The sequence below is a fragment of the Timonella sp. A28 genome (genome assembly GCF_051200815.1).
In the GTDB taxonomy this organism is placed as follows: domain Bacteria; phylum Actinomycetota; class Actinomycetes; order Actinomycetales; family Cellulomonadaceae; genus Timonella.
On sequence record NZ_CP195159.1, the window covers coordinates 1859393 to 1880131 of the forward strand.

Here is a 20739-nt window from a genome sequence, read left to right on the forward strand (position 1 = left end):
GTTTTTAACCCAATCCGGTAGTTTGTAGACCACGTGTCTCCACGTTTTTACGCTGTTTTTTTACGTCAGTACTATCCGGTAAGTGTTCCCCGTAGGTAATGTCACTGTTGCATATCGACAAATCGGGAGTAATGACCTTGGAAAGCGACCGTAATGTCAGCGGTTGGACCATTACGGTGTTTTGCCACAATTAAGTCGGCTTCACCGGCACGCGGATGCTCTTTTTCGTATGCGTCCGGACGGTGCACAAGAACAACCATGTCGGCGTCCTGCTCAATCGAACCAGATTCACGAAGGTCAGAAATCGCTGGCCGCTTATCGGTACGCTGCTCCGGACCACGGTTCAGCTGCGAGATCGCAATAACTGGAACTTCTAGCTCCTTCGCAAGCAGCTTCAACGCACGCGAAAACTCAGAAACCTCTTGTTGACGCGATTCCACACGCTTACCCGACGACATCAGCTGCAAATAGTCAATGACGACAAGTTTAAGATCATGGCGTTGCTTGAGACGACGACACTTAGCGCGAATCTCCATCAACGACATGTTTGGTGAATCGTCAATAAATAAAGGCGCCTCTTGCATCTTTGTTTGAGCCGCTGCAAGACGCTGCCAATCACCTTCGTCCATGTCTCCATTACGAAGCTTTTGCATGTGTATGCGAGCCTCTGCCGCAATCACACGCATAGCAATCTCGTTACGGCTCATTTCGAGGGAGAACACAACTGAAGTCAAATTGTGTTTAATCGTCGCCGAACGAACAAAGTCGATACCAAGCGTTGATTTACCCATCGCTGGACGAGCTGCAACAACAATCATTTGGCCGGGGTGCAGACCGTTTGTGAGCCGGTCAAAGTCAGTAAACCCGGTTGGCACACCAACCATGCCATCTACACGGTTTTGTGCAGCTTCGATCTCATCAATAGCATCTGAAATGAAGTCACCAATGACAACATAATCTTCAGACTGCTGGTTTTCCGTAACGTTGTATACCTCTGCCTGTGCATTGTTGACGACTTCGTCAACGTCCGCACCATCCGTGGCATACCCCAACTGCACAATACGAGTTCCAGCCTCAACCAGGCGTCGCATAATGGACCGCTCACGCACAATACGCGCGTAATATCCGGCGTTCGCTGCCGTTGGAACCATCGCAATGAGGTCGTGAATATACGGAGCCCCACCCACACGTGATAGTTCACCGCGCTTGTTGAGCTCGGCCACAACAGTAATAGCATCAGCAGGCTCACCATGACCATACAGGTCGATGACTGCGTTAAAAATGCTTTCGTGTGCCGGCTTATAAAAATCAGAAGATTTGATTTGCGCAATAACGTCAGCAATCGCGTCTTTAGACATGAGCATGCCGCCAAGCACGGACTGCTCAGCAGCTAAATCTTGAGGAGGCGTCCTATCAAACCGGCGCTCACTTTCGTTTGAATCTGGCGCAAACGATGGCTCGAGCGACTCGACCGACATACGCTTTCCCTTCTACTGCAAACAAATATGCACCTGCGCGCCACGAATGCATGCAGTTACTGTGCCCTATGAAGATTAGTCGTATTACATGTTTTGAGCGAACCTGGCAAGAACAGCTCTGCCCTTTCCCTCCTGTCTTCTTCCACAAGGTTTTCCACACCCATGGGGATAACTTGGCGAGAGTCCCGAAACAGGCCATCCACACCTGTGGACAATTATGGGGATAACTGTGGATAGCTGTTGTTAACAATCTCTCCTTGCCGTAACAGCCCCGAAATTTAGCCAATTCACCTGTGGATAGATAAGTTAGTAAGGATTCCTGACTACTCACCCCACAAAGGACCAGTAGGTGGACAAGCACCCTACACATCGTGGATACGACAAACAGATCCTCGCCCTCGCCATACCCACTCTCGGCGCACTCATCGCCGAACCACTCTTCGTCCTCATCGACTCAGCAATAGTTGGGCACCTCGGCACGCCTGAACTTGCCGGACTCACTGTTGCCTCAACACTCCTCTTAACAGTTGTTGGACTATGCGTGTTCCTCGCATACGCAACCACATCATCCGTAGCGCAACTATTAGGCGCAGGTCGTCGAAAAGAAGCGTTACGTTCAGGCATCGACGGCATGTGGCTAGCCCTAGGCCTCGGTGTCGCGCTTGCCCTCGTGCTCGGCATAACTGCACCACACATACTTGGCGCTCTCGGCGCAACCGATGAGGTCCTCACCCAAGCAACCCTCTACCTACGCTGGAGTATTCCCGGGCTGCCCGGAATGCTCCTCGTCATGGCAGCCACAGGGGTGTTACGCGGCTTCCAAGACACCAAAACACCACTCACTGTTGCAGTTGCCGGAGCACTAGCAAACACCGCTCTCACCGTGTTCTTTATTTACGGCCTACACATGGGAATTGCAGGTTCTGGACTAGGCACAGCACTCGCACAAATCGGCATGGCTGTTGTACTGGGAATCGTCGTTGGCAAAAAAACGCGAGCCGAAGGAATCTCACTCAAGCCTGCAACACACGGAATACTGGCCAACGCGAAATCTGGTGCGCCTCTGTTTGTAAGGACCATCTCTTTACGCGCAGCCCTCTTACTCACCGTATTTGTGGGAACCCACCTTGGTGCAGTCGCTCTCGCTGGACATCAAGTCGTCAATTCGCTCTGGAACTTTGCCGCATTTGGCCTCGACGCTCTCGCAATTGCCGCTCAAGCGCTTGTTGGTCATGCCATTGGAGCAGGCGACCATGCAACAACCCGCACAGTCCTAAAACGCACCCTACAGTGGGGTATCGGCGCAGGAGTTGTTTTAGGAATCATCTTTGCAGGCCTTAGCCCACTCATCGCTCCCCTGTTCAGCTCAGATGAAAACGTACAACGCGCTATCATCGCAGGACTCATAGCTGCTGCCATCTTCATGCCTATAGCTGGCTTGGTCTTTATTCTCGACGGAGTGCTCATCGGCGCAGGAGATGGCGTCTATCTAGCAAAAGTAGGCATTATCAACCTTATTGCCTATGTTCCTGCCGCATTCGCAGTGTATCTGTGGGCACCACAAGGAGCAGCAGGGTTGGCGTGGTTGTGGATCGCTTTCGGCCTCGTCTACACCGGTGCGCGGGCCATCGCCAATGGTCTTCGCATACGAAACAACGACTGGATGCGTCTGGCCTGATACGCATGCACCACATAGACGACCGGAGGGCGTCTACTCATATGAGTAGACGCCCTCCTTTATGCACAACAACCTAGTGAAAGGCTTCATGCATTACAGATGTGCTCAAGCAGAAACAACCTGTACCTTGATCTTTGCAACAACCTCAGGGTGCAAGCGAACTGAAACGTTGTATGTTCCAGTGGACTTGATTGCCTGGGTGATCTGCACCTTACGGCGGTCGATCTTGTTGCCAGAAGCCTCAACAGCAGCAGCGATGTCTGCGGTTGAAACGGAACCGAACAAACGGCCACCCTTGCCGGTAGCTGCTGCAACGGTTACAGGCTTTGCCTGGATTGAGTCGCGAAGCGCCTTAGCTTCGTCAAGGTTCGCGATTTCACGAGCCTTACGAGCCTTACGGATAGCTTCGACCTGAGCCTCGGCACCCTTTGTCCAAGGGGCAGCAAGACGACGTGGGATCAGGTAGTTACGTGCGTAACCGTCCTTCACCTCTACTACGTCACCAGCTTCGCCGAGACCGTCTACTTCATGGGTAAGAATGAGCTTTGCCATTGAAATGTTCTCCCTATCAGCGTGCGGATGACGAGTAAGGAAGAAGAGCCATTTCGCGTGCGTTCTTTACTGCACGTGCGATCTGACGCTGCTCCTGTACGGACACACCGGTTACACGACGAGCGCGGATCTTTCCACGGTCGGAAATGAATTTGCGCAGTAGCGCGGTGTCCTTGTAGTCGATCGCTTCGATCTTGGCGGACTTCAATGGGTTTGACTTCTTCTTTGGCTTACGCACAACTGGCTTTGCCATTGTGTAGCTCCTTCACAAATTGCCCATGCCACAAGGCTGGGCCACATTTTTCTACAGTTTGGTTAGAACGGTGGCTCGTCGGCGAATCCGCCGCCCTGAGCCGGACCAGCGGTTGCCCACGGGTCGTCGTTCCGAACACCTGAACTTGCAGCGAATCCGTTACCACCCTGGTTGTTGTAGCCACCGGAGTTACCTCCGCCAAAGCCACCAGCGTTTCCGCCGCCAGAGTTGCCGCCACCAAAGTTTCCGTTTCCGCCGCCTGAGCGAGCATTACGGGAGACCTTAGCTGAGGCGTAACGCAGGGAAGGACCAATTTCCTCAACCTGCAATTCGACTACAGTTCGCTTTTCGCCTTCACGCGTCTCATAAGAACGCTGCACAAGGCGCCCTTGCGCAACCACACGCATTCCCTTGGTGAGGGACTCTGCCACGTTCTCTGCCGCTTCACGCCACAATGAGCAGCGAAGGAACAGCGCTTCGCCGTCCTTCCACTCATTGGACTGACGGTCAAACGAACGAGGAGTCGAAGCAATGGTGAACGACGCAACTGCTACACCAGATGCGGTAAAGCGAAGCTCAGGATCCCCAGTAAGGTTTCCCACTACCGTGATAACGGTGTCACCAGCCATTGTTTTCTCCTTGTTTTACGTGTGTAACGTGCGTTTCGGGTTCAGCGAAAGATCAGGCTGCGGCGCGCAGAACCTTGATACGAAGAACGGACTCGTTCAGTCCGAGCTGACGCTCAAGTTCCTTTGACGTTGCAGGAGTAGCAGTGAAGTTGATGACCGCGTAGATGCCTTCAGACTTCTTAGCGATCTCGTAAGCCATACGACGACGGCCCCAGATGTCAGTGTTGTCGATGGTTCCGCCTTCAGCAGGAACAACAGCAACAAGCTTTTCGATGGTGCCAGCGAGTGCACGCTCGTCGATCTCTGGGGAGAGAATCATCATCAGTTCGTAACTACGCATGTTTACCCACCTCCTATGGTCTATGCGGTCACGGTCGTTCCGTGACAAGAGGGTTCATGCAGTGCTGAAGCTCAAGGTAAAACTCAGATAAGTTTCTTGAGCACACAGCAGTCTATGAGTTTACTCTGACATGCCTTTATCCGACCACCTTTTCCACACGTTTCAGCCGCACTTCACATTTATAAAAACGGCTGTGGGTGTGGACAACGTATTTACGTTGTCCACACCCACTGTGCAAGGCTTCTAAAGTTTCTCTAGAAAAGCGCTTTCTTGGTGATGGTTAGCCGCCGTCGGTTCCGCCTTCGTCTCCTCCGCCGTCATTGCCTCCGCCGTTATCGCCGCCACCATCGTTGCCGCCGCCTGGTGGATCAGGGGTAGGACTTGGTGGGAAGGTCGGGTCGGTCGGCGGGTCAGTAGGAACTGGTGGAAGTGTCGGAGTTGGCGGCAGAGTCGGCAACGGAGGAAGTGTCGGGTCAATCGTCGGCAACGGAGGAAGTGTTGGTTCTTCCGTCGGTTCTTCCGTTGGCTCCTCAGTTGGTTCTTCCGTCGGTTCTTCCGTTGGCTCCTCAGTTGGTTCTTCCGTCGGAATGATAGTTGGTGGCGGCAAGACCTTGGTTCGTACAGGGAACTGCTCAACGTCCTTCTTTTTCAGCAGCCTGCCCATGTAATCCACCCAAATATCAAGTGGAACCGTTGAACCGGTAATGCTCGAGTATCCGCCAAACGGTGTGATTGAGTCCTGTCCACCCTTCTCCGTTGACTGATACAACGCTATTGCGGTGGAGTAGCTCGGCGTATAGCCAACAAACCATGCAGATTTATTTTTGTTTGAAGTACCAGTTTTACCTGCAACCGGGTGACCGATAGTTTTAGCTTTCGCACCTGAACCTCGCTCTACTACTTGAGTGAGCGCATACGTGAGTTCGGCGCCATCTTCCTCAGTAAACACGGACTCAGGAATCAAGCTTGGCTGGTAAATCGTCTCGCCTGACGAGTCCGTGACCTTAGCAATCGTGTGCACTGGGTAGCGTTCGCCATTCGCAGCAAAGGTGGCATACGCGGACGCCATATCCACTGGACGCACCGATGCTGTTCCCAGCACGTTTGCGGGCACAGGCTTTAGGTCTTGGGTGCTAGCAGGAAGACCCAAAGACACAGCAGTATCAACTGTTGCTTGCGGGGTCACCTCATAGTTGAGTTCCACATAGGCAGTGTTCACCGAGTTAGCAGTTGCCGTAGCCAAATCGATCATGCCATACGACTGCAAACCAAAGTTACTCAGCGTGTAGCCATCGTCAAATGTACGAGGCGAGTCACCGTCGTACATTTTTCCTTCAACAGGTATTCCTTGCTTTATACCTGCAAGCAGCGTGAACGGCTTAAAGGTAGAACCTGCCTGAGCAACACCTTGCGTCGCAGTATTGAACTGCTTTTTGACGTAGTCCTTACCACCGTACATAGCAACGATCCCACCCGTTTTCGGGTCAATCGTGATGCCGGATGCATCAAGGCGTTTTGACGCACCCTTTGGCATTGCCTTCATTGCGGCTTGCAAATCTTTTTGTGCCTTGTAATCAAACGTTGTAACAATTTTGACGCCACGCGTAGTGAGGTCTTCCTCTGTCATATTCGTTTTTTCGAGGACTTCTTGCTTCACCGCTTCAATGATGTAACCCTTAGGCCCAGTCAAACGGTTCTCGTACTTGTACTCAACCGTCTCTGGCATCACCATCTTGTCGCGGTCAGCCTTTTCGACGTAACCAAGTGTCACCATGCTGTCGAGTACGTGGTCCCACCGTTGTTTCGCCTTTGTGGGCGAGACTGCTGGGTCCCAGTTTCCCGGGCTAGGGACAATACCTGCGATAAGAGCAGCTTGTTCAACAGTCAGTTCACTAGCTGAAACGTCAAAGTAGTTTTGTGCAGCAACTTCAATACCGTAAGCTCCACGGCCAAAGTAAATGGTGTTCATGTAGCCAAGCAGAATCTCGTCTTTGCTGAGCTCTTGGCCGATCTTGAGAGCAAGGAACGCTTCTTTGAATTTACCGACGTAGTTTTTCACCGAGCCGGTGTAGTAATTCTCTGCGTACTGCTGGGTGATAGTAGACCCACCCTGCTTATTCTTTTTGTTTTGCGTGATGTTGATATACATCGCACGGGCCATACCTTTTACGTCAATACCAGAGTTTTCGTAGAAGGTACGGTCTTCCGCAGCAACAAATGCCTTGCCCACATAGTCAGGGAGCGTCGACCCGTCTTTAATAATTTTGCGGTCTGACTTGAAAAACTCACCAAGGACACGTTTGCCATCGCTGTAATAAAGCGTCGATGTTTGTGCTTGGGCTGCATCTTCTGGTTCAGGAATTTCAACACTCGAATATGCGGCTATAGCAAGACCAATTCCCAATGCCATAAAGGACAGAAAAGACCCAAGCACGAAACGCCATGATGGTATCCAACGCCGAATGCCGCGTTTTCCATAACGCGGATAATCGATGAGTCGACGCTTTTTCGGCTTACCGACCGAAGTCAGTCGCCCATTGCTCGAACTCGCCACAATCAACCTCTTCTCGGGCTCTTTCTTGTTCTGCCTGTCGTACACGTAGGTCTCACGCAGCCCTTATACATATCGCCACGCTTCCAGAACGACTCTAGTGGGTTCTTCTCCCCTTGCGCCGAATACGTGAGAAAAAACAAGCGTTTCGTCTCAAGAAATCCCCAGTTTCTTTCGTCATCTTCACAACTAAAAGGTCATCTTGAGTCACACCCCGCTTGCTAGCAACAGTATTTTCGACATACTGTTGCGATGTATCGATTCGATACATCGAAAGTTAATCGCAACGAAAAGACGTGAGGAGGAGTCATGCGCAGCAAGTCATCAGTTCTCGAAACAGCGATACTTGGCCTGCTCAACGACGCCCACCTACACGGCTACGAACTGCGTAAACGGCTGAACTTAGTTCTTGGATCCTTTAGAGCCCTGTCATACGGATCTCTCTATCCATGCCTAAAATCGATGGAAAGCCGAGGACTCATCATCGGCCGCGACTCCACCGAAGCACCACCTCACGCCCTCACCGGAAAACGGGCACGCATCGTTTACCGCCTCACTCCAGAGGGCAAAGAACACCTCCAGTCCGTGCTCTCGTCGTCCGGCCCAGCAGCGTGGGAAGACGAAAGCTTTGACGTTCGATTCGCGTTCTTCAGTCAAACCGACGCCGAAACAAGGATCCGCATCCTTGAAGGCCGCCGGTCACGACTTAATGAGCGTTTAGAAACAGTGCGCGAATCAAACTCACGCACACGTGAACGACTCGACGAATACACCCTCGAGTTACAACGACATGGACTCGAGCAAGTAGAACGAGAAGTTCGCTGGCTTGACGGTCTGATCAACACAGAGCGTGATCGACACCGTGCCGGACTCCGCAAAGACTTCACACATGAAAGTCCCTCGGAACCGCGTACACCAGAGTCCGCACAAGACAATGATTGATAACTGCCCCACGGGGCACTGACAACAAGGAGCGAGGATGTCTTCCATCCGCGTCGCCATCGTTGGTGTAGGAAACTGCGCAACTTCCCTCATTCAGGGTGTGGAGTACTACAAGAACGCTGACGTAAACGACACCGTACCTGGCCTTATGCACGTCCAGTTCGGTGACTACCACATTAGTGACCTCGAATTCGTTGCCGCTTTCGACGTAGACGCCAAGAAAGTAGGCGTTGACCTCGCCGATGCCACCCGCGCATCCGAGAACAACACCATCAAGATTGCAGATGTGCCCCCCACCGGCATCACCGTGCAACGCGGCCCAACCCTTGACGGCCTCGGCAAGTACTACTCCCTCACCATCGACGAGTCTGACGCTGAGCCAGTCGATGTTGTATCAGTACTGAAAGAACGTCAAGTAGACGTACTCGTCTGCTACCTACCTGTTGGTTCAGAAGCAGCAGCGAAGTTCTACGCACAAGCCGCAATCGACGCTGGCGTTGCGTTCGTAAACGCGCTTCCAGTCTTCATCGCATCCGACCCAGAATGGGCAGCGAAGTTCGAAGCAGCCGGTGTCCCAATCGTTGGTGACGACATCAAGTCCCAGGTTGGTGCAACCATCACCCACCGCGTACTTGCACGCCTCTTCGAAGACCGCGGTGTCATCCTTGACCGCACCTACCAGCTCAACGTTGGTGGAAACATGGACTTCAAGAACATGCTCGAACGTGAGCGCCTTGAATCCAAGAAGATCTCTAAAACCCAAGCTGTTACTTCAAACTTGAACGGCCCTCTTGCCGGCAAGAAAGAAGACCGCAACGTACACATCGGCCCTTCAGACTATGTTGCTTGGCTCGATGACCGTAAGTGGGCATACGTGCGCCTCGAAGGCCGTGCGTTTGGTGAAGTTCCATTGAACTTGGAATACAAGCTTGAGGTTTGGGACTCCCCTAACTCGGCGGGAATCATTATCGATGCTGTTCGCGCAGCAAAGATTGCTAAAGACCGCGGCGTTGGTGGCCCAATCCTTTCCGCATCGACTTACTTCATGAAGTCACCTCCTGTGCAAATGGAAGACCAGCACGGACGTGAGCAGTTGGAGAAGTTCATTCGCGGTGAAGTTGAGAGATAACCACTCATAAACTCCGTCTACAAGGGGCAGAACATCCTATTGGAATGTTCTGCCCCTTGTCGTGTTCGAGATTGCATGCGGTAGCCACTACACCCTTTTCGAGCGAAAAAAGCGTTTTGAGCAGTATGAATTGATCACAATTTGGCCAACATCACACAAGTTTAATTACTTTCCGGTAACAAATTGGTGTCTGCGCTTGTTTGTAAGGAAACCGTACTTACTATTGATACAAGCCTCAACGCAGAGGAAACTCGGGTGGAAGCCATCCATCCGAACAGCAGTTCATGCACTCTGGTGATTCAGATTTCCAACCTGAGTTTCCACACAACTTGCAAAACACCCGTCCCGCCGAACCCGCCACCTCGGGTACAGGACACCCATTCATGTTTTGCTCGCCCCTCGAAAGGAACGATGATGTTTCGAATGAAGCGCGGGAAGCGCATTGTGCCAGTAGTAGCACTTGCAGCATCCCTGTCCCTCCTTGCAGCCTGCGGAACCGACAACGAAGCAGCGCCAAAAGACGACGGCACCACCGCTGTAAAAGAAGGACGTCCACTTGTAGTTTGGGCTGGTTCACAAACCCCAATCGCACCAAACTTCAACCCATACGCACCAACAGTGCTCCACGCAGCACTTGGTGGCGTCTACGAAACCCTCTTCCACTTCAACAAAGCATCAGCTGCTGACCCTCAGCCAATGCTTGGTGAAAGCGCAGAGTTCAACGCAGACGGAACCGAACTCACCATCAAGATCCGCCAAGGTGTTAAGTGGAACGACGGCACTGACTTCACCGCAGACGACGTTGTCTTCTCCTACACCAACGAAGCTGCTAAGCCTTCCTACCTCAAGACCGCCGAAAAGGTTGACGACTCAACCGTCAAATTGACCTTCGACGGCCCTCAGTTCACCAACGAGTTCGCACTCCTTGGCTCAACCTACATGGTCCCTGAGGCATCCTTCGGAAAAGAAGACCTCGTCAAGTTCACCAACGCTGAAAAGCCAGTTGGTACCGGACCATACATCCTTGACGTAGCAACCGACGCTTCATACACGATGAAAGCGAACCCAAACTACTGGCAAGAAGGAAAGCCACAAGTTCAAGAGGTTCAATACATCGGTATTGACGCAAACAACTCAGCAGAGTCCCTCCTCCTTACTGGACAGCTCGACTGGGCAGGTATGTTCGTGCCACAGCCAGAAGCACTCACCGCTGACGGCCGCCTCGGCTACATCAACACCCCAATGGACCCAACAGTCCTTTACACCTGCTCCAACGTTGACCTTGGCTGCAAGGGCTCACAAACTGACGTAGCTGTACGTCAAGCACTCAACGCAGCAATCGACCGCACCGTGGTCAAGGACAAAGCATTCGTTGGTTTGACCAAAGAAATCTCACCAACCTTCGCGCTCCTCGGCCGTGACGACATGTGGATCGCAGACGGCATGCCAAAGGAAAGCCCACAAACTGCTAACGCAGCAGAAGCAGGCAAGATCCTCGAAGCAGCTGGCTACGCAAAGAACTCAGACGGCATCTACGAGAAGGACGGCAAGCCAGTCTCCATGACTCTTGCATCCGTAGACGGCTGGTCCGACTACAACTCAGCTGCAGAACTCATCCAAGCCCAGGCTAAAGATGCAGGTATCGACATCAAGCCAGCTAAGGTCACATGGGACGAATTCTCCGATGGACGCCAAAGCGGTAACTACGAACTCATCATGGGTGGAATGATCGGTACATCCGTTGCTGACCCATTCCAGCTCTACCGCGACTGGTTCTCTGGCGGCTACACCAAAGAAGTTGGCAAGCAACTTGACGCTGGTCACTGGAACTTCTCACGCTACGACAACAAAGTTGTTAACGACGCTGTAGTTGAAGCAGCATCCACAAACGATGAGGCAAAGAAGAAGGCCGCATACGCAACGATCCAAGGTGAGATCACCCGCGACCTTCCATACATCCCACTCGTTATCAACGCCACCCAGACCTTCTACGACCAGAATGAATTCGCTGGCTGGCCAACTGAGGACAACCTGTACGCATTCCCACCATCATGGGGCTCAGTCTCCGCTGGTGTAGTGCTTGCAAACCTCACCTACAAATAATCCCTAGCACAACTAGTTGAGAGCCCATTCTCTCAACAACGTTGACTACAGCCGGGCGGTACTCCTCCCTTGTGCCGCCCGGCTTTTGCACCTCATTAACACCCCCTCTTGGCCAAGCCACCACCTCATATTGTGTGCGTGCTACACGCCCAACAACATCGAGGCCCTTTGCCAGCGGCAACAACGTTATTCCCGAACCCTCCTTCTTTAAAACACTGTTTTCCACTCCTGCGCTCACACTTGTGACTCGCACCCGGGCACACCTGCGAATCCCCAAAACACATCGCAACAGCCCCACAAAACGAGCCAGCTTGAGGAATACACAAAGACGAGGTAGTTCAAAGACGATCAAAGACGGGACAACAACTCGTGAAGTACTATCTGCGGCGATTCACGTTCTACGTGATCACTCTCTGGGCCGCTATTTCCATTAACTTTATGCTCCCGAGGCTTATGCCCGGTGACGCACGCGACATCTTCATCGCCAAGCTTCTGCGACGAGGTGGCGAAATCAGCCCCACCATGATGAAAAACATCGACACCATCTTCGGTGAATCAGATGCTTCACTGTGGGACCAATACATTCAATACTGGGGAAACCTCTTCCGCGGAGACCTCGGTATCTCACTCACTAAATACCCGACCCCAGTCGTTGAGCTCATCGCAGCGGCACTCCCTTGGACCATCACCCTTGTTGGTCTTGCAACCATTATTTCCTTCGTCGTCGGTGTAAGCGCAGGTGCTTGGATCGGTTGGCGTCGAGGAACATGGGCAGACGGACTCGTTCCTGTATCTACCCTCTTCACCTCAGTGCCTTACTTCTGGATCGCACTCATCCTGATCTCCGTGTTCGCAGTAAACCTCGGAATCTTCCCAATTATCGGTGGATACTCACTACGAGAGTTCCCCGCCGGACCAGAAATGTCCTGGGAATTCTTCCAATCCGCGGTCTACCACGGATTCCTTCCAGCCCTCACCATCGTCATCTCGTCCTTCGGTGGCTGGCTGCTCGGTATGCGTAACATGATGGTTTCCACGCTCGCAGAAGACTACGTCATGACAGCCGAAGCAAAAGGCCTCAAGCCTTCACGCGTCGCCCTTACCTACGCTTCCCGAAACGCGGCACTCCCATCAATCGCTGGTTTTGGTGTCACACTCGGCTTCGTCGTTGCAGGGTCAATCATCATGGAGCAAGTCTTCACATACCCCGGCATCGGAAAGCTCATGATCAACGCTGTGAACGAAAAAGACTTTGCGCTCATGCAAGGAGTCTTCTTGGTCATCACGATCACTGTTCTTGCAGCGAACTTCATCATGGACTTGATTTACGGATTCATCGACCCGAGGGCGCGTCAAAATGTCTAACCTAGAAAACACCACAGACCGTGCTGGTACGGGTGACGTTTCGGTTGAGGAACACACACAACCTGGTCCAGAAAACCACAACACACCTGCCGCTCCAGAGCACACACCACGCATAGAAAAAACCGATCGCTTCCGAGGCATCAAAGAAATGCTCCCTCGGATGACCCCCAAACTTGCGGGCGGACTCATCATCACGATCGGAACCATTCTCTTCGCGATCATCGCACCATATTTCACGCAAGACCCACGAAACTACGACAACGACGTGTTCTTGGGGCCAAGCACAGAACACTGGCTTGGCACAAACAACCTAGGTGCTGACCTTTTTGCACAACTTGCAGCTGGTGCAGGTGGTTCGCTCATGGTTGGCCTCGTCGCCGGTGGTATCGCCATCACCATGTCCCTCATCTTCGGTATTCTTTCTGGATACCTCGGTGGCTGGGCTGACGAAATCCTTTACCTGTTCACAAACATCATGCTCGTCATCCCAGGGTTGCCTCTGGTGATCGTTATCGCCTCATACATGGACCAACGTTCCATGTGGTTGATCGCCGTCATCCTCGGTTTCACCTCATGGGCTGGCTCTTCGATTGTGCTTCGTCTGCAAGCACGATCGCTACGAAACCGTGACTACACGGCAGCAGCACGTGTCGCTGGTGAGAAAACATTCCGCATCGTCACCGTGGAAATCTTGCCAAACTTGCTTCCGCTTCTTGCAGCACAGTTCCTTGGTGCAGTTATCCTCGCGATCCTCTCCGAAGCTGGCCTTTCCTTCCTTGGTCTCGGCCCAGACGGAGCAATCACATGGGGAACCATCCTGAACCAGGCAAGCCAAAACAACGCCTTCCAACGTGAAGCATGGTGGTGGTTCGTCCCACCAGGCCTGATGATCGCAATGTTCGGTTGCGGACTTGCACTCATCAACCTATCCATCGACGAAATCATCAACCCGAAGCTCCGCAGCGCACCTGACGCTGTAAAGCAGCTTCGCAAAGCTAAGAAAGCTGCACAGAAAACAGCTGCAGCTAAGGCACAGAAGTAGGAGGCGGCACCATGACTGCAACTGTTGAAAATACTGGTCCGCTGACCTCAGCAGAACACGAACAGTACATGACCGAGCACGAGCCAGTGCTTACGGCCAAAAACATTTCCATTACGTACGAAGTTGACCCTCCCGTAGAGGCCGTTAAGAACGTTTCACTCACCTTAAACCGTGGTGAAATTCTTGGACTCGCTGGCGAATCAGGCTGTGGAAAAACAACCCTCGCCTACGGAATCAACCAACTACTCAAACCGCCAGCGCTTCGCACTGACGGAGAGATCACCTTCCACGACAAAGACGGCACAGATGTTGACGTAGCTGCACTCACGGGCAACGGACTGCGTGCTTTCCGGTGGGACAAAATCTCTATGGTGTTCCAAGGTGCAATGAACTCCTTGAACCCAGTGATCTCAATCAAAGCTCAACTCTTTGATGTGCTCACAACGCACCGTCCAGAGATGACAAAGGAAGAGAAACAAGCACGTTCAGAAGAACTCCTTCAACTCGTTGGAGTGGACCCACGGCGCCTCGATTCCTTTGCTCACGAGCTCTCTGGTGGTATGCGTCAGCGTGTCATGATCGCAATGGCACTCGCGCTCAGCCCACAACTCATGATCATGGACGAACCCACCACGGCCCTTGACGTTGTTGTGCAGCGAGGCATCCTGCGCGAAATCATGCGTTTGCGTGAACAGTTCAACTTCGCGGTCATCTTCATTACCCACGACTTGCCTCTGCTCCTTGAAATTTCTGACCGTATCGCGGTCATGCTCAAGGGCGAGATCGTCGAGTTGGACACAGCAGAAAACATTTACGAAAAGCCACAGCACGAATACACCAAGAAACTTCTGAGTTCGTTCCCAAGCCTTACTGGGGCTCGGGGTGGCTTTGTCCGTACCGGAGTCGATGAGACCGCAACAGAGCAGGGAGGCCTCCAATGACCCTCGAAGTCAGCCACCTCACCAAGGACTACAAGATCCGTAAAGGTCTCAAGAGTTCTAACCTTCGTGCCGTCAACGATGTCTCGTTCACGCTTGAGCCAGGCAAAACTATTGCTCTCGTTGGTGAGTCAGGATCAGGTAAATCGACTATCGCTCGGATGATTTCCAAGCTTGAAACACCAAGCTCTGGATCCATCAACATCGATGGTATTGCTACACCGACTGGTGGCAGTGGATTACGGAAGTACCGCAAGAACGTGCAAATGGTGTTCCAGGACCCGTTCGCTTCGCTGAACCCGTTCCACACCATCGCCCACCACTTGGAGCGTCCGCTTCGCTTGCACAAGAAGGCACGCACACAATCAGAAGTTGATGCACAGATCATCGAACTGTTGGAACGTGTAAACCTTTCTCCAGCGGAGAGTATTGCGCGTCGTCGTCCACACGAGTTGTCTGGTGGTCAGCGTCAGCGTGTAGCTATTGCTCGCGCGCTGGCACCTGGCGCTAAATACCTCATTGCTGACGAGCCTGTTTCGATGCTTGACGTGTCGATTCGTCTTTCGGTGTTGAACCTTCTCGCACGGTTGCAGCGTGAAGACAACCTTGGGGTTTTGTACATCACGCACGACCTTGCAACTGCACGTCACTTCTCCGACGAAATCCTTGTCATGTACAAGGGAAACATCGTGGAACGTGGCCCTTCAGATGATGTCATCTTGAACCCGCAGCACGATTACACCAAGCTTTTGCTTGGTGCTGCACCAAACCCTGCAAACCACGGCAAATTGCGTGACTCTGTTCGCGCAGAACTTGCTGCTGGTGATGCTGAGAACCGTGACCAGTTTGGTACTCGCGGGCTGGGATGATGACTTCGTTCCCTCGTTCAGCTGCGCCGCTTCAGTTTTCTGAGGCGGCGCAGCCGCAGGTTACAGGGTTGGGCCTGCTTCCATTGCCGTCAAGTGGCGCTCCTGTTGTTCAGGACGGCGTTGACGGTGAGGCAACCACTTTTTGTTTGTTGTCTGGCAGTTTTATACTCGCAGACACGTGTGCTGTGCCCGCGGCGCGGCTCTTTGCCCGCTATCTTCATGATGGTGTTGGTGTGAGCGTAGCGGTTCTCGATGCTGAGAATCCTGCCGCAGAAGTGTTGCCGTGCACTGTTCGTTTTGTGTGCACTGATGGCCTTACCTCTGGTTATGAGCTTTCGATTACTCCGAGTGAGTTGCTTGTTCGAGCACGCGACGAAGCCGGCTTTTTTGCCGCCGTTGCTACGCTGCGCCAACTTTTAGGGGTTCATGGTTTTCGTGCTGCTGCGTCTCCTCAAGATTTTGTTGTTATTCCTGCCGTGCGCGTTACAGATTCGCCGCGCTTTGGGTGGCGTGGAATCATGCTTGATGTGGCGCGTCATTTCATGCCTAAAGCAGCGGTTTTACGATTTATTGATCTTGCTGCGGCCCACAAACTCAATATTGTGCACTTGCATTTGTCTGATGATCAGGGTTGGCGCGTTGAGATCAAAAAGTATCCTGAGTTAACTCGTGTTGGTTCATGGCGTACGGAATCGAATCGTGGGGCGTGGCGTCATAAACAGTTCGATGGTGAACCACATGGCGGGTTTTATACACAGGACGATATTCGTGAAATCGTTGCGTTTGCGCGGGCTCGCGGAGTAACTGTTCTTCCTGAAATTGATGTCCCTGGCCATAGTGAAGCGGCTATTGCCGCCTACCCCGAGTTGGGGTGTGCTCTGCCGGATGGTGGTGTCCCTACTGTTCGTACTTCGTGGGGTATTTCGACCAACGTGTTGAAGCCGCTACCTGCCACGGTTGAGTTTTTCAAGAATGTTTTTGCTGAGATCATGGACATTTTTGATACGCCTTATATTGGTCTTGGTGGCGACGAGGTCCCTCCCCTGTTGTGGCGTGAAGACGACGAGGTTGTGGCTTTCGCTGGTGATGTCGGCCTTGATTCTGTTGATGAATTGCATGGCTGGTTCCTAGGCCAGTTAGCTGATTTTGTTGTGTCTCATGGTCGTCGGCCTGTGGTGTGGGATGAAGGTGTGAGCCCTTATCTGCCTAAGTCTGCGATTGTGACGACGTGGCGCGGCTATCAGTCGGGTGCTGAGGCTATGGCTTTGGGTTACGACATTGTGCTTGCTCCTGAGCAGAATCTTTATTTTGATCATCGTGCAGCTGAGGGCGATCAAGAGCCCATTCCAGTTGGTTTTGTGCGTACGTTAGAAGACGTGCTTGCGTTTGAACCAGATAACTTGCCTCATTTTGAGCTTGATGCCAGCAGCGATTCAATGCAGCGTGGCAGCTTGCTTGGTGTGCAAGCTCAAGTGTGGACGGAACAATTAAATACACCACGCCGGGTGGATTATGCGACTTTCCCCCGTCTTTGTGCTTTTGCTGAAGTAGCGTGGAGTAAGCAAGTTAATCGTGCTTCTGGTGCACCAGCCAGCGTTGAGTTTATTGAACGTTTGGTTGAACATCATCTTCCTCGGCTCAGCGCAGCCGGGGTTGAGTATCGGCCACTGAGCGGGCCGTTACCGTGGCAGCAGCGTCCGGGGGTTCCTGGATGGCCGCTGGATCTCGCGGAGACTCTCAAAGCTGCAGGCAGCGAGGGCCACGTAGGGGGCTGGCGTGAGGGGATGGAACTCTAGGTGAATAAGGTGCAGGACGCTGAGACAGAGGGTGCGACCTCTATCTGCCGCCAGAAAGGTACGCCTCAGGTGATCGTCTCTGGGGCGTACCTTCCTGTGGATGTCCGGGAGAAGGTGGATATCCACATTGAGGGTGATCGTATTGTTGCGATCATTCCACATGAGGGTGCGACCTCACAGAGAAATGACGACGCGGCTACCATTGATGCCCAAGGCCGCGTCGCATTTCCTGGTTTTATTGACTCGCATGTGCATGCTGAGGGTGCATTGTTTGATCCTGAAGTACAACGGGCTTTGTTGAGGCAAGGTATTACGAGTGTTGTGCTTGGTCAGGATGGCGTTTCGTTTGCGCCATCGCCGGCTGGGGCCGAGTTTGATGCGGCCGCGTGGGCTGGTAATTATTTTGCGGCGATTAATGGTGCCGCTCCACAAGGGTTTTCTGGTGGTAGTGTCCGCGATTTTTTGGATGTGTACGACCGCACTACACCTGTGAATGTTGGTTATGTTATCCCCCATGGCACGGTTCGTTATGCCGTTAAAGGTGGCGGTCCTGGTGATGCTACTGATGCTGAAATAGCCGAGATGGTTGCTCTCGTCGAGGAGGGTTTACTTGACGGTGCATGCGGGTTGTCTACTGGGCTTGAATATACGCCCGCTAAGTTTTCTAGCACCCGTGAACTTGAAGCCATTTTAGGTGTGGTTGCTCGTTCGGGGTTGCCTCATGTGAGCCATATGCGCGGCTATGAGTCGGCTGCGGTTACTGCTTTGGATGAGTTGCGTGCTTTGGCTGAGGCTACGGGTGTGCACACGCATGTTTCTCACCTGCATGGGCCTTTTGACGAGATTTCTGTTGCGCTTGATGCGTTTACGCGGGCTGGTTTAGGGCTGTCGTTTGATACGTACCCGTATTTGCGGGGTTGCACCATTTTGTCGATGCTTGCTTTGCCGAGTTGGCTTCCTGTGGCAGATGTTGATGCGACATTGGACGCTTTGGCTGATCCTAGCATTCGTCAGCGTCTTCACGACGAGCATCTTTCCTCACTTGAAGATTTGTGGCCTCGGGTGACGCTTGCTGCTGTTCCTGGGGTTTATTCGTGGGCTGAGGGTGTGCAGTTGGTGGATGTCGCTGAGCGCATGGGTGTGTCTGCTGCGCATTGTCTTGTTGAGTTGCTTATTGCGAGTCGTCTGAAAGCTAGTGCGGTTTTTGCGCAGCCTCCGACGAATAGCCCTGAGTCTGTTGAATCTTTTGCGCATGATGACCGTCATGTGGCTGGTTCTGACTCTATTTATCAGGGTGGGCATCCGCATCCACGCGGGTGGGGCACCTTTGCGAACTATGTAAAGACGTATGTTGCAGAGAGGAAGTCGTGGTCGTATGCGGATGCTGTTGAGCATTTAGCGGCCCGATCTGCTCGTATGTTTGGTTTTTCTGATGTTGGTGAGGTCGCGGTTGGGCGGATTGCTGACATAGCCTTAGTGGACATAGCTGCTGTTGAAGACCGGGCGACGTATGAGTCTCCGCGTGTGGATGCAGTGGGTGTCGACGATGTGATTGTTCGTGGCCGGGTTGTGTTGCGCGATGGTGAACTCACTGGTGAGTTGGCTGGTCGTCCGCTTATACCTACCCGGTAGGCGTGCAGGAAAGAGGGATTATGTCTCATCATGTAGGTTCTCTTGGTCATGAGGCTCGGGCGTGGTCTTTTGTTGGTCCGGCAACTAAAGGGTTGGCTTTTGCTCATCCGGTGCGGCTTTCTGAGGCTCGGGCGTTGATGAGTACTGAGCAGCCTGATGTTGATTCGCAGTGGACACGTTTTCCGGTTTTGGAGTTGAGTGATTCTGCGATTAGTCACAACATTGCGGTGATGGCGCATGTTGCTGATGTGACTGGTGTGGTGCATGCGCCGCATATTAAAACGTCCATGTCTCCGCAGCTTCTTGAGCGTCAGATCGCTGCCGGTAGTTGGGGTGTTACGACGGCTACTGTCGGTCATATTTCTACGGTTTTATCGTGGGGTGTGGACGGGTTAACGAACGTTTTCCACGCCAATGAAGTTGTTGTGGCGAGCGAGATCGCTTTCCTTGCTTCTAAGGTGTGGGATGCGCAGCGTTGCGCGGATCAGCTGTCTATTGTTGTGTGTGTTGACAGCGTCGCTAGTGTCGCGAAGGTTCGTGCGGGTTTTGCTGAGTTTGAGCGTTCTGTTGCTGGCGCTAGTGGTTTAGATGTCACTGATCCGACGATTCGTGAGCGTCTTGATCGGGTGCGTCAGCATCTTGTTGTGGTTGTGGAGGTTGGCGTTTCTGGCGGTCGCACGGGCGTTCGTTCTCTTGACGAGGCGGTGTCTGTAGCGCGTGCTGCGTATGATGCTGGGCTGACTGTTCGTGGCGTTTCAGGGTATGAGGGGTCTGTTGCGGGTGGTCATTCGCCTGAGGAGTTACAGGCTGTTTCAGATTTTGTTGTTTCGCTGCGCTCGACTGCTGCGGCTCTCATTGAGCAGGGTGTAGTTGATCTTGGTGACGACAATTCTGTGATTGTTTCTGCGGGTGGTTCCGCATATTTGGATGTTGTGTGCGCTGAATTGCCTGGACCGCTACGTATTGGAAACGTCAAAACTTCCAGCTCTGTTGTAGAGGTTTCTGTGCTTCCTGTGGTGCGTGCTGGTGCTTACATCATTCACGATCATGGGCTGTTAGCGCGTGCTAATCCGTGGCTTCGTATGCCCGAGTCGTGGTTTGAGGGTTTTGCTGGTGCGCATACTCCGCAGGCTGCCGCTCACGTTCATGCTGTGGTGTTGTCTGTTCCGGAACCTGGTCGCGCATTTTTGAATGTTGGCCGCCGCGATGTTCCTTTCGATATTGATCTTCCTTTGGTGGTGAGCCATCAGGGGTGGACGGTGACGAGTGTCAATGATCAGCATGCTTTTTTGGAGGCTGCTGAAGGTTTTGATTCTTTGCATGTGGGCGATGTTGTCCGTCTTGGTGTTTCGCACCCGTGCACGCTGTTCGACAAGTGGACGAATCCACTGATTACTGATGATGACCATCGGATCATCGACATTATAGAAACACAGTTTTAG

Annotated in this window: 17 protein-coding genes; 11 read left to right on the forward strand and 6 right to left on the reverse strand. The window is 52.7% G+C overall.

Annotation, left to right across the window (positions count from 1 at the left end):
* Positions 1-101 precede the first annotated feature (101 nt).
* On the reverse strand, positions 102-1478 hold the full coding sequence (dnaB, locus tag ACR9EC_RS08825; protein ID WP_435298864.1) for a replicative DNA helicase: 1377 nt from the start codon (positions 1476-1478) through the stop codon (positions 102-104).
* 349 nt (positions 1479-1827) lie between these two features.
* On the opposite strand from dnaB, the gene ACR9EC_RS08830 reads away from it, so the two are divergent.
* The gene (locus tag ACR9EC_RS08830; RefSeq protein WP_435298865.1) at positions 1828-3156 is read left to right on the forward strand and encodes an MATE family efflux transporter; all 1329 of its coding nucleotides are present in this window, start codon (positions 1828-1830) and stop codon (positions 3154-3156) included.
* Between the two features lie 105 nt (positions 3157-3261).
* On the opposite strand, the gene rplI is transcribed toward ACR9EC_RS08830, so the two are convergent.
* The 5 genes from rplI to ACR9EC_RS08855 form a co-directional block, all read right to left on the reverse strand.
* A complete protein-coding gene (gene rplI / locus ACR9EC_RS08835) occupies positions 3262-3708 on the reverse strand; it encodes a 50S ribosomal protein L9 (RefSeq protein WP_435298866.1) in 447 nt (148 codons plus the stop codon).
* A 16-nt stretch (positions 3709-3724) separates the two neighbouring features.
* Positions 3725-3961, reverse strand: a complete 237-nt coding sequence (gene rpsR / locus ACR9EC_RS08840; RefSeq protein WP_019147399.1) for a 30S ribosomal protein S18 — start codon at positions 3959-3961, stop codon at positions 3725-3727.
* Positions 3962-4023: 62 nt separating this feature from the next.
* Positions 4024-4590, reverse strand: coding sequence for a single-stranded DNA-binding protein (locus ACR9EC_RS08845; protein WP_435298867.1), 567 nt, complete (start codon positions 4588-4590; stop codon positions 4024-4026).
* A gap of 52 nt (positions 4591-4642) precedes the next feature.
* On the reverse strand, positions 4643-4930 hold the full coding sequence (gene rpsF, locus ACR9EC_RS08850; protein WP_435298868.1) for a 30S ribosomal protein S6: 288 nt from the start codon (positions 4928-4930) through the stop codon (positions 4643-4645).
* A gap of 280 nt (positions 4931-5210) precedes the next feature.
* Entirely contained in the window at positions 5211-7484 is a 2274-nt protein-coding gene (locus ACR9EC_RS08855; RefSeq protein ID WP_435298869.1) for a transglycosylase domain-containing protein, read from the reverse strand.
* Between the two features lie 306 nt (positions 7485-7790).
* Between ACR9EC_RS08855 and ACR9EC_RS08860 the strand changes: the two genes are divergently transcribed.
* The 10 genes from ACR9EC_RS08860 (at position 7791) to ACR9EC_RS08905 (ending at position 20739) form a co-directional block, all read left to right on the forward strand.
* The gene (locus ACR9EC_RS08860; RefSeq protein WP_435298870.1) at positions 7791-8423 is read left to right on the forward strand and encodes a PadR family transcriptional regulator; all 633 of its coding nucleotides are present in this window, start codon (positions 7791-7793) and stop codon (positions 8421-8423) included.
* 37 nt (positions 8424-8460) lie between these two features.
* Positions 8461-9552, forward strand: a complete 1092-nt coding sequence (locus ACR9EC_RS08865) for an inositol-3-phosphate synthase (protein ID WP_435298871.1) — start codon at positions 8461-8463, stop codon at positions 9550-9552.
* A 423-nt stretch (positions 9553-9975) separates the two neighbouring features.
* On the forward strand, positions 9976-11655 hold the full coding sequence (locus ACR9EC_RS08870; protein ID WP_435298872.1) for an ABC transporter substrate-binding protein: 1680 nt from the start codon (positions 9976-9978) through the stop codon (positions 11653-11655).
* Positions 11656-12024: 369 nt separating this feature from the next.
* Positions 12025-13020 (forward strand): ABC transporter permease, encoded by a 996-nt coding sequence (locus ACR9EC_RS08875; RefSeq protein WP_435298873.1) that lies wholly within the window; start codon positions 12025-12027, stop codon positions 13018-13020.
* Positions 13013-14062 (forward strand): ABC transporter permease, encoded by a 1050-nt coding sequence (locus ACR9EC_RS08880; protein ID WP_435298874.1) that lies wholly within the window; start codon positions 13013-13015, stop codon positions 14060-14062. Before ACR9EC_RS08875 ends, ACR9EC_RS08880 begins: the two co-directional genes overlap by 8 nt.
* A gap of 68 nt (positions 14063-14130) precedes the next feature.
* Positions 14131-15003, forward strand: coding sequence for an ABC transporter ATP-binding protein (locus ACR9EC_RS08885; protein WP_435300641.1), 873 nt, complete (start codon positions 14131-14133; stop codon positions 15001-15003).
* Entirely contained in the window at positions 15000-15869 is an 870-nt protein-coding gene (locus ACR9EC_RS08890) for an ABC transporter ATP-binding protein (protein WP_435298875.1), read from the forward strand. The genes ACR9EC_RS08885 and ACR9EC_RS08890 overlap by 4 nt, the downstream gene beginning before the upstream one ends.
* Positions 15869-17665: a beta-N-acetylhexosaminidase gene (locus ACR9EC_RS08895; protein WP_435298876.1), complete on the forward strand. Its 1797-nt coding sequence runs from the start codon at positions 15869-15871 to the stop codon at positions 17663-17665. The genes ACR9EC_RS08890 and ACR9EC_RS08895 overlap by 1 nt, the downstream gene beginning before the upstream one ends.
* Positions 17666-19297: an N-acyl-D-amino-acid deacylase family protein gene (locus tag ACR9EC_RS08900; protein WP_435298877.1), complete on the forward strand. Its 1632-nt coding sequence runs from the start codon at positions 17666-17668 to the stop codon at positions 19295-19297.
* A 20-nt stretch (positions 19298-19317) separates the two neighbouring features.
* Entirely contained in the window at positions 19318-20739 is a 1422-nt protein-coding gene (locus ACR9EC_RS08905) for an alanine racemase (RefSeq protein ID WP_435298878.1), read from the forward strand.

Coding starts and splice junctions, on each gene's coding strand:
- ACR9EC_RS08885 (WP_435300641.1), top strand. CDS start 14,131: ATGACCGAGCACGAGCCAGTGCTTACGGCCAAAAACATTTCCATTACG.
- ACR9EC_RS08895 (WP_435298876.1), top strand. CDS start 15,869: ATGACTTCGTTCCCTCGTTCAGCTGCGCCGCTTCAGTTTTCTGAGGCG.
- ACR9EC_RS08890 (WP_435298875.1), top strand. CDS start 15,000: ATGACCCTCGAAGTCAGCCACCTCACCAAGGACTACAAGATCCGTAAA.
- ACR9EC_RS08860 (WP_435298870.1), top strand. CDS start 7,791: ATGCGCAGCAAGTCATCAGTTCTCGAAACAGCGATACTTGGCCTGCTC.
- ACR9EC_RS08880 (WP_435298874.1), top strand. CDS start 13,013: ATGTCTAACCTAGAAAACACCACAGACCGTGCTGGTACGGGTGACGTT.
- rpsF (WP_435298868.1), bottom strand. CDS start 4,930: ATGCGTAGTTACGAACTGATGATGATTCTCTCCCCAGAGATCGACGAG.
- rpsR (WP_019147399.1), bottom strand. CDS start 3,961: ATGGCAAAGCCAGTTGTGCGTAAGCCAAAGAAGAAGTCAAACCCATTG.
- rplI (WP_435298866.1), bottom strand. CDS start 3,708: ATGGCAAAGCTCATTCTTACCCATGAAGTAGACGGTCTCGGCGAAGCT.
- ACR9EC_RS08905 (WP_435298878.1), top strand. CDS start 19,318: ATGTCTCATCATGTAGGTTCTCTTGGTCATGAGGCTCGGGCGTGGTCT.
- ACR9EC_RS08865 (WP_435298871.1), top strand. CDS start 8,461: ATGTCTTCCATCCGCGTCGCCATCGTTGGTGTAGGAAACTGCGCAACT.
- ACR9EC_RS08845 (WP_435298867.1), bottom strand. CDS start 4,590: ATGGCTGGTGACACCGTTATCACGGTAGTGGGAAACCTTACTGGGGAT.
- ACR9EC_RS08870 (WP_435298872.1), top strand. CDS start 9,976: ATGAAGCGCGGGAAGCGCATTGTGCCAGTAGTAGCACTTGCAGCATCC.
- dnaB (WP_435298864.1), bottom strand. CDS start 1,478: ATGTCGGTCGAGTCGCTCGAGCCATCGTTTGCGCCAGATTCAAACGAA.